General features: G+C 69.5%; 9 protein-coding genes and 3 pseudogenes. 8 read left to right on the forward strand and 4 right to left on the reverse strand.

The annotated features are described in order from the left end of the window. Positions 1–219 precede the first annotated feature (219 nt). A pseudogene (locus EJC77_RS11915) lies at positions 220–1594 on the forward strand (rhamnulokinase). A gap of 114 nt (positions 1595–1708) precedes the next feature. Here the strand turns inward: EJC77_RS11915 and EJC77_RS11920 are convergent. The 3 genes from EJC77_RS11920 to EJC77_RS11930 all read right to left on the reverse strand — a co-directional run bounded on the left by EJC77_RS11920 (position 1709) and on the right by EJC77_RS11930 (position 5137). Next, the gene (locus EJC77_RS11920) at positions 1709–2509 is read right to left on the reverse strand and encodes an alpha/beta hydrolase (RefSeq protein WP_240630179.1); all 801 of its coding nucleotides are present in this window, start codon (positions 2507–2509) and stop codon (positions 1709–1711) included. A 96-nt stretch (positions 2510–2605) separates the two neighbouring features. Further along, positions 2606–3910: an ABC transporter substrate-binding protein gene (locus tag EJC77_RS11925; protein WP_125612890.1), complete on the reverse strand. Its 1305-nt coding sequence runs from the start codon at positions 3908–3910 to the stop codon at positions 2606–2608. Between the two features lie 90 nt (positions 3911–4000). Further along, the gene (locus EJC77_RS11930; RefSeq protein WP_240630181.1) at positions 4001–5137 is read right to left on the reverse strand and encodes a dienelactone hydrolase family protein; all 1137 of its coding nucleotides are present in this window, start codon (positions 5135–5137) and stop codon (positions 4001–4003) included. A gap of 279 nt (positions 5138–5416) precedes the next feature. Between EJC77_RS11930 and EJC77_RS11935 the strand changes: the two genes are divergently transcribed. The 7 genes and pseudogenes from EJC77_RS11935 (at position 5417) to EJC77_RS11965 (ending at position 11540) form a co-directional block, all read left to right on the forward strand. Next, positions 5417–6337, forward strand: coding sequence for a carbohydrate ABC transporter permease (locus EJC77_RS11935; RefSeq protein ID WP_125612892.1), 921 nt, complete (start codon positions 5417–5419; stop codon positions 6335–6337). Then, a complete protein-coding gene (locus EJC77_RS11940) occupies positions 6327–7262 on the forward strand; it encodes a carbohydrate ABC transporter permease (RefSeq protein WP_125612894.1) in 936 nt (311 codons plus the stop codon). Before EJC77_RS11935 ends, EJC77_RS11940 begins: the two co-directional genes overlap by 11 nt. A gap of 179 nt (positions 7263–7441) precedes the next feature. Next, a complete protein-coding gene (locus tag EJC77_RS11945; RefSeq protein ID WP_125612896.1) occupies positions 7442–8272 on the forward strand; it encodes a metal-dependent hydrolase in 831 nt (276 codons plus the stop codon). A 64-nt stretch (positions 8273–8336) separates the two neighbouring features. Further along, positions 8337–9596 carry an NAD(P)/FAD-dependent oxidoreductase gene (locus tag EJC77_RS11950; protein WP_205787203.1) on the forward strand — a complete coding sequence of 420 codons (1260 nt, stop codon included), beginning with the start codon at positions 8337–8339 and terminating at the stop codon, positions 9594–9596. A gap of 253 nt (positions 9597–9849) precedes the next feature. Continuing rightward, positions 9850–10927: pseudogene (locus tag EJC77_RS11955) on the forward strand (3-deoxy-7-phosphoheptulonate synthase). A 164-nt stretch (positions 10928–11091) separates the two neighbouring features. Next, positions 11092–11329: pseudogene (locus EJC77_RS11960) on the forward strand (helix-turn-helix domain-containing protein). A 112-nt stretch (positions 11330–11441) separates the two neighbouring features. Continuing rightward, positions 11442–11540 carry a 30S ribosomal protein bS22 gene (locus tag EJC77_RS11965; protein WP_003792170.1) on the forward strand — a complete coding sequence of 33 codons (99 nt, stop codon included), beginning with the start codon at positions 11442–11444 and terminating at the stop codon, positions 11538–11540. 251 nt (positions 11541–11791) lie between these two features. Here the strand turns inward: EJC77_RS11965 and EJC77_RS21685 are convergent, their stop codons facing one another. Continuing rightward, positions 11792–12079 carry a putative immunity protein gene (locus EJC77_RS21685; protein ID WP_476712883.1) on the reverse strand — a complete coding sequence of 96 codons (288 nt, stop codon included), beginning with the start codon at positions 12077–12079 and terminating at the stop codon, positions 11792–11794. Positions 12080–12115 lie beyond the last annotated feature (36 nt).

Raw genomic sequence — 12115 nt, forward strand, 5'->3', positions numbered from 1 at the left:
CCACACCACCGGCCTGCACATCCCCGTCGACGCCGGCGTCGCCGCCGCCTTCCTGCGATGAGCACGCCGCCAGAGATTGAGCCCGTCGAAATCACACCCGGGGTCTCGACAGGCTCGACCACCGCGGTCTCGACAGGCTCGACCACCGGGGCGGTGGTCGAGCCTGTCGAGACCCCCGTGTTCGTCGCGGTGGACATCGGCGCGTCCTCCGGGCGGGTGATGCTCGGCCGCGTGGCCGACGGNGCGGGCGACGCTGGAGACCGTGCACCGGTTCCCGAACGGCGTCACCGACGTCGACGGGACCCTGCGCTGGGACGTCGGGGAGCTGTTCGGCCAGGTGCTGGCCGGGCTGGCGAAGGCCGCTGCGTCGGCCCGGGCGACGGGGGAGCGGATCGCGAGCATCGGCATCGACACGTGGGCCGTCGACTACGGCCTGGTCGACGCGACCGGCCGGCTGGCCGGCATGCCCTTCAGCTACCGGGACGCACGCGGTCCGGCCGCCGTGGACGGCGTACACGCGCGCGCCGACCCGCAGCGCCTGTACGCGGTGACGGGCCTGCAGCACCTGCCGTTCAACACCATCTACCAGCTGGCCGCCGAACACGACCTGGCCGGCAAGCAGGCCCTCCTCATCCCGGACCTGTTGGCGTTCTGGCTCACCGGCGCCCGGCGAACGGAGGCCACGAACGCCTCCACCACCGGGCTGGTGGACGCCGGGACCGGAGCGTTCTCCGCCGCCTTGACAGCCACGCTGGACGTGCCGGCGGACCTGTTCGCACCGCTGGTCCAGCCGGGCGAGACGATCGGGGCACTGCTGCCGTCCGTCGTGGAACGCACGGGCCTGCCGGCGGCCACCCCCGTGGTGGCCGTCGGCTCGCACGACACCGCCTCGGCCGTCGCGGCCGTCCCGGCGCAGACGCCGAACTTCGCGTACATCTCCTCCGGCACGTGGTCGCTGGTCGGCGTCGAGCTGGACGTCCCTGTGCTGACGGAGGCGAGCCGGGCGGCCAACTTCACGAACGAACGCGGCGTCGACGGCACCATCCGGTACCTGCGCAACGTCGGCGGGCTGTGGCTGCTCAGCGAGTGCCAACGGCAGTGGCGGCTCGACGGCGTCGCCGCCCCGGACCTGCCGGGGCTGTTGGCGGCCGCGGCGGACGAACCCGCCGGCGGGCCGCTCATCGACGTCGACGCGGACGAGTTCATCGCCCCCGGCCGGATGCCCGCACGCATCGCCGCCGCCGTGGGCGCAACCGGCGCCGAGGCACCCACCCGGCCCGTCGCCGTCGTGCGCTGCATCCTGGACAGCCTGGCCGCCGCCTACGCGCGCACCGTGCGCCAGGCGGTGGAGCTGTCCGGGCGGGCCGTGGACGTCGTCCACATCGTCGGGGGCGGATCGCAGAACACGCTGCTGTGCCAGCTGACCGCCGACGCGACACGCCTGCCCGTCATCGCCGGCCCGGTCGAGGCGACCGCTCTGGGCAACGTGCTCGTCCAGGCGCGCGCCGCCGGGGTGCTCGACGGCGGCCTGGCCCGGTTGCGCGCGATCGTCGCCGCCGGCGCCGAACCGGTGCGCTACGAACCGCGCGCCTGACGCATGACATTGGGGCCGGTCACCTCACGTGAGGTGACCGGCCCCTAATCATGCGTCGGCGCCCGGTTCCGGATCGAGGACGCGGCCATGGCGTTCGTCCCCTATCTGCCGGGCTCAGGCGGTCAGCCGTTCCTGCGCGGGAAGCCAGCCGTGCCCGGCGAGCCAGCGGGTGCACAGCGTGGTCCACTGGCCCACGTGCCGATCCCCACGGGCCAGACCCAGCCCGTGACGCCCGTGCGGGAAGACATGCAGCTCGACGGGCACCCCCGCCTTGGCCAGGGCCCCGGCGTAGGCCAGCGAGTTGCCCACCGGGACCGCGTCGTCGTCGGCGGTGTGCCACAGGAACGTCGGGGGCGTGCGCGCGTCGACGGCGCGGTCCGCCGACAGCGCCCGCCGCTGGGCGGCCGGCGCGTCCTGGCCCAGCAGGGCGGTCACGGATCCCTCATGGGCGTCCGTGGCCAACGAGATGACCGGGTAGCACAGCACGGCCAGGTCCGGCCGGTCCGCGCGCGGGTTGCCCATGCCCGTCGCCAGGGCGGCCGCCAGGTGCCCTCCCGCGGAGAACCCGACCACGCCGATGCGTGCGGTGTCCACGTCCAGCCCTGACGCGCCCATCCGCAGACAGGCCAGCACGGCGCGGGCGTCATCCAGTGGCGCCGGGTACCCGGCCGGCGCCACGCTGTAGCGCAACACCACGGCGTTCAGCCCCAGGGTGTTCAGCCCCGCCGCAACGGCGGCCCCTTCATGCTCGGCGTGGTGCCGGTAGCCGCCGCCGGGCAGCACCAGGAACACCGGCCGCCCGGCCAGGGCCGGTGGGCAGTGCGTGGACAGCCAGGGGAGCGCCGGGGTGCCCGGGGCGTCGTCGGGGCGTGCGAGGATCGCGTGGTTGCGGATCGTGAACATCTTGCCGGTCATGGTGGTCGAATCCTTCGACGGGTGTGCGGTGGGACGAGTGAGGGCCGCAGCACGGGAGGACGTGATCGTCCCTGCTGCGGCCCTCATATACGGGGTCTACTTCCGACCGGAGTCCAGCAGGCCCTGGACCTCGGCCGTGAACGCGGCCGCGGCCTGTGCCGGCGACTGCCGGTTGAACAGCACGTCGTCGTTGTAGCGGGAGATGACGGTGCCGATCGAGCCCGTGCCCACCGGCGGGACCGGCGGGGTCCAGGCGACGTCGGGGGTGATGTCCTTCAGGAACGTACCCACGGCCTTGTCCGTGGGGGTGAGCTTGTCCGCGATGGCGGCCTGGACGTCCGTGTTCGACGGGAACCCGCGGTCCGTCAGGATGATCTTGCCGGCGTCGGTGCTGTTGGCCAGGAAGTCGATGAACTCGGCGGCTTCCTTCGGGTGTTTGGTGCGGGAGGAGGTGGACCAGAACATGGACGGCTTGAAGTACATGCCATTGTCGGCGGCGTTGCCGGTGGTGCTGGGCACGCGCAGCAGTTTGATCTCCGCTTTTGTGGCCTTGGTCAGGGCGGTGACCTGGTTGGACCACCAGAAGCCCATGGCGAGCTTGCCCTTGCCGAACAGGGTCTGCTCCACGGAGGCGGAGGCGTCCTCGGAGTTGAGGGAGGCGCTGGGGCCGGCCCCCATGTCGCGCTGCTTGACCAGGAACTGGTAGTACTGCGTCAACGCGTCCGTGGTGAAGCCCAGCTTGCCGTCGGCGGTGAACAGGGATTGGCCGTGCTGCTTGAGCCACACATTCATGTTGGCGTCGGTCGCGCCGTAGGAGGCGCCGTAGTTGCCGGGGAGCTTCTTGGCGATCTGCGCGGCGGTGTTCAGGAAGTCGTCCCAGGTCCAGGTCTTGTCGTTGGGCAGCGGCACCCCGGCATCCTTGAAGACCTTCGTGTTGGCCATGATGACGTAGGCGTTCTGGCCGGTGCTGATGCCGTACTGCTTGCCGTCCACCTGGCCGGACTTCAAGGCCGAATCCGCGATCTTGGAGGTGTCGACCCCGCTTTGCTTGGACAGGTCCAGCAGGGCGCCCCGACCGCCGTACTCGGCGATGTAGGCCTGGTCCATCTGGATGACGTCTGGGGCGTTGTTGGCGGCCGTCACGGTGGCCAGCTTGTCCCAGTAGCTTGACCATTGGCCCGGCTGGCCGGCGATCTTGATCTTCGGGTGGGATGCTTCGAAGTCGCTGATGACCTGTTCGGTGGCCTTGTTGCGGACATCGTTGCCCCACCACGCGAAATTCAAGGTGACGGTGCCGTCCGGTGAAGCGTTGTTGCCGCTGCCGCAGGCTCCGAGCAGCATTGTTGCCGCCACGGCGACGGCGACGGATGCGCCGATCCGGGTCTTCTTGGTTGGCTTCATGGTTTCACTTTCATCGAGTGGGGGACTCAGCGGGACTGAGAAAGCGTTTTCTCGGTTGATCGATATTCTGTAGCCGCCGAGTGAATCGTGTCAAGCGGTTTCTGTGGCCGGGGACACCTTGGTGTCGATTTCGTCATCGCGCCGTAGCGAATCGGCCAGGAAGCCGAAGGCCTCCTCCTGTGCCACGAGGCCCATTTCGTGTTCGGTGTCGTGCCAGGACGTCGCCGCCCGGCCTGGCGCCAGCTCGAGCAGCATCCGCTCCGCGTCGCGCATGCCGGCCGGCGGGAACAGCGGGTCCCGGGCGGCGAACTGCACCAGCAGCCGGGCTCGGCCCATGGTCGCCAGTTCGGGGAACTCCAGGCCGCCGAAGGGGCCGGCCAGCAGCCACGAGTGCGCGTCCACGTGTGCCGGGAACAGTGACGCGGTCGTCGTCATCATCGCGCACACGACGGCGGCTCGCACCGCCGGAACCAGTGCCGCCAGCACCAGCGACCGCCCGCCGCCGCCGGAGAAGCCGGCGCACCCGAGCCTGTCCGGGTCCGCCTCCGGGAGGGATCGCAGCACGCCCAGGGCGGCCAGGTCGTCGTGTGCCACCATGCCGGCATAGCTGGTGCCCAGCATCAGGGCGGCCTTCGCGATCGTGTTTTCATGATCGGCCGCGGCGGCATCGTAGACCTCCTCCGCCGTGGGCCGGTGACCGTCCGCGGCCCACCGAGCTCGTCGCCCGTCCACCGCCTCGGCTGTGCGCCACGGTGCGGGATCGAGTCCGAACCGGCGGCTGCCCCAGCTGAACGCGTCGTGGACCAGGACGGCGAAGCCGCGCCTGGCCAGTTCGTTGGCCACGGCCCGGCCTCCGTACAGCGTGTCTTGGACGTCACGGGCCGGCCCCGACGTTTCCGGGCCGCGGTCCAGCAGACGCTCGGCGCCCAGGTGCTTGCGCCCGCCGTGACAGGACAGCCACAACACGCCCGGCAGCGGGCCGGTGGCATCCTCCGGCGTGAGCAGGAATGCCCGGGTCGCCGGGCCGAACGCCAACTGCCACCGCAATTCGGTGACCGTGACGCCGTCGTGCTTGGTCGAGGCGACGCGCTCCGGTGCGGGCGCGGCCCCGGGCGACGGCACGCCCAACGCGGCGGACAGGCGGGCGCGGGAGCCGGCGCCGGGCGCCAAGCCGCGCGCCGAGCCGGCGCGGCGCATGAAGGCGGGCCAGTCCTCATACCCTCCCACGGCGCTGGGTCGGCCATTTTTGTATCGTTTCAAACGTTAACCGCCCTTGCGCGGTAAAGGGATTGCTCCCACAGTGATGAATCTGCGCCCCTGTTGTTGGAAAGCGCTTGCTTGACGATATCGAGCTCGCCCGCTAAGGTCAAGAAAACGTTTACTCAACTGTGAGCGGCACCACACTTCCGGACCCGATCCGGAACCGACCACCGAAGGAGGTCCCGTGTTGATCGATCCCCTGATGGACGGCGGCACGAGCCCCGGCACCTCGCCCATGGTGGCGCCATGAGCGCGCTGGGCGAACTGAGCCGGCTCAAGAAGGGCGCCAAGGGTGAGCGCACCCAGAACAAGGCGGCGTTCGTCTTCCTGGCGCCGTGGCTGCTGGGCCTGCTCGCCATCACCATCGGCCCCATGCTGATCTCGCTCTACCTGTCGTTCACGGACTACAACCTGATCCAGAGCCCGAACTGGATCGGATTGGACAACTTCACCCGCATGCTGCACGACACGCGGCTGATGAACTCGCTGCGCGTCACGTTCACCTATGTGATCGTCGGCGTCCCCCTGCAGCTGGGCCTGGCCCTGTTCATCGCCATGGTGTTGGACCGCGGCATGCGGGGCCTGGCGTTCTACCGGTCCGTGTTCTACCTGCCGTCCCTGCTCGGAGCCTCCGTCGCGGTGGCCATCCTGTGGAAGCAGATGTTCGGCACCACCGGCCTGGTCAACCAGGTCCTGGCGCTCGTCGGCATCCAGGGCCCGGGCTGGATCTCCAATCCCAGCACGGCGCTGGGCTCCATCATCCTGCTGCACGTGTGGACGTTCGGCTCGCCGATGATCATCTTCCTGGCCGGCCTGCGCCAGATCCCGGTCATGTACTACGAGGCGGCGGAGGTGGACGGCGCCAACAAGTGGCAGCGGTTCTGGAAGATCACCATGCCGCTGCTGAGCCCCATCGTGTTCTTCAACCTGGTCCTGCAGATCATCGGGGCGTTCCAGTCCTTCACGCAGGCGTTCATCGTCTCCGGCGGCACCGGCGGCCCGGCGGACTCGACGATGTTCTTCACGCTGTACCTGTACCAGAAGGGCTTCGGCCAGTTCGACATGGGGTACGCGTCCGCGATGGCCTGGGTCCTGCTGCTCATGGTCGGCGCGCTTACGGCCATCAACTTCTTCGCTTCAAGGTTCTGGGTGTTCTATGACGACTGACATCGATTCCCTGCCGATCGACACGACCGGCACCGGGCAAAACCGTCCGACCCGCAAGCGGCCCCGCGAATCCCGCGGCACCCTGGCCTTCAGCCGGCAGGCGCGCGTCAAGTCCGTGGTCAAACACGTGATCCTGATCGTCGCCGCGCTCATCATGATCTATCCGCTGCTGTGGATGGTGGTCAGCTCGCTGCGCCCGAACGACCTGATCTTCCAGGACCCCTCGATCCTGCTCAAGACGATGCACGTCCAGAACTTCAGCAACGGCTGGAATGCACTGTCCAACCCGTTTTACCGCTACCTGCTGAACTCGGCCATCGTGGTGCTCGGCGCCATCATCGGCAACCTGGTCAGCTGCTCCATGGCCGCCTACGCGTTCGCCCGGCTGCATTTCTCCGGCAAGAAGATGTTCTTCGGCATCATGCTGCTGACCATCATGCTGCCCATCCACGTGGTGGTGGTGCCGCAGTACATCCTGTTCTCACAGATCGGCTGGATCAACACCTTCTGGCCGCTGATCGTGCCGAAGTTCCTGGCCACCGACGCATTCTTCGTCTTCCTCATGGTCCAGTTCATCCGCGGCATCCCGCGCGAACTGGACGAGGCGGCCCGGATCGACGGCGCCGGCCACCCGCGGATCTTCCTGCGCGTGATCCTGCCGCTGATGGTCCCGGCGCTGGCCACGACCACCATCTTCACGTTCATCTGGACCTGGAACGACTTCTTCAGCCAGCTGATCTACCTGACCGATCCGAACATGTTCACGGTCCCGGTGGCGCTGCGCCAGTTCATCGACTCCACGACCACCAGCGACTGGGGTTCCATGTTCGCCATGTCGGTGGTGTCGCTGCTGCCCGTGTTCCTGGTGTTCCTGTTCGGCCAACGGTTCCTCATCAAGGGCATTGCCACAACGGGCATCAAGTAGGCCGTTCGGCGACGCCGGGACAAGGACGACGGCGGTGCCCGGGTTCGCTGTGAGCCCGGGCACCGCTGTCGGTTGCGTCGGCGGGGTGCCGTAGACTCGATCGGGCGCGCCCCGTCGGGGCGCGCAGGTTGTGCCCGAAGTGCGGCATGAGCAAGAGCCCGCACCGAAAGGACACCGCCATGATGGGACCCCACCACGCCGCCTGCGGGGCGGCCGCCTGGGTGGCCATGACGACCCGCTTCCACATCGACCTCGCCGGCGCCGCCCAGGTGCTGCCGTTCCTGCCGCACGGGGTCGACGTGGGCCTGGGCCTGCTGCATGTGAGCGCCGTCGGCGTCGTGACCGGCGCCCTCGTCACCGCTGGCGCCGCGCTGGTCCCGGACGCCGACCACCGCAACGCCACCATCGCCCACTCGCTGCCGCCCGTGTCCAACATCGTGTGCCGGGAGATCGGCAAGGCCTCCGGCGGCCACCGGCACGGCACGCATTCGGTGCTGGGCATTTTCTTCTTCATCCTGGTGGCCCTGCTGGCCGGCCTGTGGACCCTGCCGCTGGCACCGTTCGGCACCATCTACCCGGGCGCCGGGCTGCTGTCCGTGCTGCTGGTCAGCTTCGCCGCCAAGGTGCTGCGCATCATCCCGGACAGCATGCGGAAATTCCCGTGGCTCCTCGGGCTGGCCGCCGGCGTGTTCATCACGTTCTTCGCGCCGCAGGAGCAGGGCTGGTTTCCGCTGGCCGTGGGCGTCGGCGCGGCCGTCCACATCGTCGGCGACATGCTCACGACCGGCGGCTGCAACCTGATCTGGCCGTTGCGGATCAAGCCGCCGACGTTCCTGCGCCGCATCCCGGTGGTGTCGTGGGTGTGGAAGCCCAGCGGCTACCTGGCCGTGCCGGTGCTGGGCCATGCCGGGTCCTGGCGCGAGTGGCTGCTGCTGGTGCCGGTGAGCCTGTACGCGGTGCTCGGGATGGGCGGTGCGCTGTTCGCCGTCGCCGGTGTCGGCGCGGCCTAGAATGGTGGTTACGCTGAAGGCAGCGCCGACGGCAAAGGGCCCGGCGCCGTCAGGAGAGTGAATCGTGGGCAGTGCAGTGGCGCCTGGACATGTGGTCGTGGTCGGCGCGGGAATCGTCGGGTTGTCGACCGCGTGGTATTTGCAGGAACGCGGGACCAGGGTGACCGTGGTGGACCGCGCCGGCGTCGCCTCCGGCTCGTCGTGGGGCAACGCCGGATGGCTGACACCGGCGCTGACGCTGCCCCTGGGCGAACCGTCGGTGCTGGCCTACGGGCTGAAGGCCATGCTGGACCCGTCGTCGCCGCTGTACATCCCGTTCTCGGCGAATCCGTCGCTGCTGCGTTTCCTGGCCGGCTTCGCCCGGCATTGCACGCCCGCGAAGTGGCGCGAGGCCATGGCCGTCTTCGCCGAGGTCAATGGCGCCGGCCTGGCCGCCTTTGACGAAATCGCCGAGGGCGCCGGCGCCGTGGCCGAACGGAGCACCGTGGCGGACCCGTTCCTGGCCGGCTTCGCATCCCTGAAGGACCGCGACGCGCTGGTGCACGAGTTCGACGGCATCCGCAAGGCCGGCGGCGAGGTCGACTATGACCTGATCAGCGGCCAGGAGATCCGGGCGCTGGAGGCCACCCTGGGCACGGGCGTCGTCGCGGGCATCCAGATCCGCGGCCAGCGCTTCATCAACCCTCCGTCGTTCATGGAGTCGTTGGCGGCCGCGGTCACGGCCCGCGGCGCTGACATCATCGGCGCGTTCAACGTCGTGGGCATCCGCGACGCGGGCACCAGGGTCGAGGTCGTCGGGTCCGAGGGCCGGTCCCTGGTCGCGGACAGCGTCGTCGTGGCCACCGGGGCGTGGCTGGGCCGGCTGGCACGTGCCTTCGGCGTGCGCCGGGTGGTCCAGGCCGGCCGTGGCTACAGCTTCACGGTGGTGCCGGAGGCCATGCCGACCCATCCGATCTACTTCCCCGCCGAGCGCGTGGCCTGCACGCCGCTCGGCGACAGGCTCCGGGTGGCCGGCATGATGGAATTCCGCGATGCCGATGCCCCGCTGGACCCGCGCCGCATCAAGGCGATCATCGACGCCGCGGCACCCATGCTCACCGGCATCGACTGGGGGTACCGGGCGGAGGAATGGGTGGGCGCCCGCCCCTGCACCACGGACGGTCTGCCGTTGATCGGCGCCACCAGGTCGCCACGCGTCCACGTGGCCGGCGGGCACGGCATGTGGGGCGTCGCGCTCGGCCCGCTCACGGGCAAGATGGTCGCCGCGACCCTGGCCGGCGAAACGCCGCCGGCGCTCATGCGGCACTTCAACCCGCTGCGTTAGCCCACCCACCTGCCGGCCCGCGAAATGTTACGGGCGCCGATTTGGCGCCGCGAACAGTCCGGGCATAGCCTGTCGCCATGACAACCCGTTGGTATGCGTATTTTTCGTTGGCTCTGGAGGGGCCCGCGTCTAGCTGACACGCATCCAACACCTTCAGAGCCAACAGGACAGGGAACATTCCCTGTCCTTCGCCATTTCCAGGCGGGTTTCTGTTGCAGGGGCCCGCTGCCAGCCCAGAACCAGGACGCAGCACATGACCATCATCGCAACCCCCGCCGCAGCACTGACGGCCACGGCACTCCCGTCACCCACCGAGCTCGCCGCGAACCTGCCGCTCGACGGGCACGCCCGGGCCGTCGTCGAACGCGGCCGCGACCAGGTCCGCGCCATCATGGACGGCGTGGACGACCGCCTGCTCGTCATCGCCGGACCCTGCTCCATCCACGACCCCAAGGCCGGGCTCGACTACGCCCGCAAGCTGGCGGCGGCGGCGCGGGAACACCGGGCGGACCTGCTCATCGTGATGCGCGCCTACTTCGAGAAGCCGCGCACCACGGTCGGCTGGAAGGGGCTGATCAACGATCCCCACCTGGACGGCAGCCACGACATCGCATCCGGCCTGCGCGCGGCCCGGCAATTCCTGCTCGACGTGGCCGCCCTGGGCCTGCCGGCCGGCACCGAGTTCCTGGAACCGGTCAGCCCGCGCTACACGGCGGACCTTATCTCCTGGGGCGCCATCGGGGCCCGCACGACCGAAAGCCAGGTGCACCGCCAGCTGGCCGCCGGGCTGGGCCTGCCCATCGGCTTCAAGAACGGGACCGACGGCGGCTTGCAGGTGGCGCTCGACGCGTGCGCCGCCGCGAGCGCCGGCCAGCGGTTCCTGGGCATGGACGACGACGGGCGCGCCGCCGTCGTCCATGCGGCCGGCAACCCGGACACGCACGTGATCCTGCGCGGCGGCCACGCCGGCCCCAACTACGCGGCCGCTTGCGTGATCGACGCGTCCGCGCGGGCCGCGGCCGCCGGGCTGAACCCGCGCGTGGTCGTCGACGCCAGCCACGCCAACAGCGGCAAAAGCCACCACCGCCAGGCCGAGGTGGCGCTCGAGATCGGCGCCCAGCTGGAGGCCGGCGGTCCGTCGGGGGACGCCATCGCCGGCGTCATGCTGGAAAGTTTCCTGGCCGGCGGCNGCGCAGAACCTGGATGTTTCAAAGGGTCCCGAGGCCCTGGTGTACGGCCAGAGCGTCACGGACGCGTGCATGGACTGGGACGTCACGGCCACGGTGCTCGAACACCTGGCGCGCAGCTCCCGGGCGCGCCGTGACGGCTGAGCCCGGTGGGGGCCCACATTTGCCGGACCGGCAGGTGGGACTTTCACAATCGTCACTTCTGCCTCTAGAGTTACCTTGATACGGGCGCCCGCGCGGCGGCCGCGCGCACCAAACGCCACCGGCCCCGGGCCGGCGGCACGGCTCAACAGCGGACGGAGGGGACAATGGTTCCGGACCAGGACTTTGCCAATGTGAACTTCCTGACCGTGCNAGGAGGTTGCGGAGCTGATGCGCGTTTCGAAGATGACGGTGTACCGGATGGTGCACGCCGGTGAATTGCCGGCCGTGCGCTTCGGGCGCTCCTACCGCGTTCCCCAGAACGCCGTCGAGAGCTATCTCAAGGCGGCCGTCGTCGAGCGTGCCGACCGCGACGAATCGCCCGGTTCGGCGCATACCGCCTAGAGGCCGTATCCTGTTAGGGATCCATTTTCGGCTTTGACCGATTCCTGTGATCGGTCAACCTAATCGTTAACGGCGTCGCAAGACGCCGTTCATCATGTTTGTGAGGACTCATATGGGCTCAGTTATCAAGAAGCGCCGCAAGCGGATGGCGAAGAAGAAGCACCGCAAGCTGCTTCGCAAGACCCGCCACCAGCGCCGCAACAAGAAGTAGTCGCGGCATTGGCCGAACGCGCCCGCACCGTCACGGTGCCGGGCGCTTCGCTTTTTAACGCCGCCGGCGCCAGTGGTACTTGGTCAGGTGGGGGCGGCATGGGAGATCACCGGGGCGGAGTTCGAGCGGGCCTGGTCCGCGGCCGAGTGGTGCCGGGCATGGCAGAAGTGGATGAGTGGCAGGCAACAGGTCAGTCGTCGAAGACGTGCCAGCAGATGGCGCTGCGGCGTTGTTGATCGTCGAGAACGAGGTCACGGACGGTGGCAGGGAGCTGCACCCGCTGCCACTGCCGTTCCGTGGCCCGGGCAAGCTCCGCGTCGTCGGCCGGGACGCANGGCACCGGCGGCCCTGATGGCGTACGCCGCGGCGCCCAGGTCATGGGCGGCGACGTGGGGCACCGCGGCCGCCTGGCCCGCCGAGAGTGCGGCGAATTTCGCTGGATCGGGCATCCCGCGCGCCGCGGCATTCGCCTGGAAGGCCGCTCGGCGTGCGTCACCCATGCGCACCTCGCCGCGGATCCAGGCCCGGCCGAGCTCGATGGCGTCGCGGGGACGGCCGTCACCTGGTTGATGATC

Source organism: Specibacter cremeus (assembly GCF_003946885.1).
GTDB classification, from domain to species: Bacteria; Actinomycetota; Actinomycetes; order Actinomycetales; family Micrococcaceae; genus Specibacter; species Specibacter cremeus.

Excerpts from the sequence above, each read along its gene's own strand:
- EJC77_RS11935 (WP_125612892.1), top strand. The coding sequence starts at position 5,417 with ATGAGCGCGCTGGGCGAACTGAGCCGGCTCAAGAAGGGCGCCAAGGGT.
- EJC77_RS11945 (WP_125612896.1), top strand. The coding sequence starts at position 7,442 with ATGATGGGACCCCACCACGCCGCCTGCGGGGCGGCCGCCTGGGTGGCC.
- EJC77_RS11940 (WP_125612894.1), top strand. The coding sequence starts at position 6,327 with ATGACGACTGACATCGATTCCCTGCCGATCGACACGACCGGCACCGGG.
- EJC77_RS11925 (WP_125612890.1), bottom strand. The coding sequence starts at position 3,910 with ATGAAGCCAACCAAGAAGACCCGGATCGGCGCATCCGTCGCCGTCGCC.
- EJC77_RS11920 (WP_240630179.1), bottom strand. The coding sequence starts at position 2,509 with ATGACCGGCAAGATGTTCACGATCCGCAACCACGCGATCCTCGCACGC.
- EJC77_RS11965 (WP_003792170.1), top strand. The coding sequence starts at position 11,442 with ATGGGCTCAGTTATCAAGAAGCGCCGCAAGCGGATGGCGAAGAAGAAG.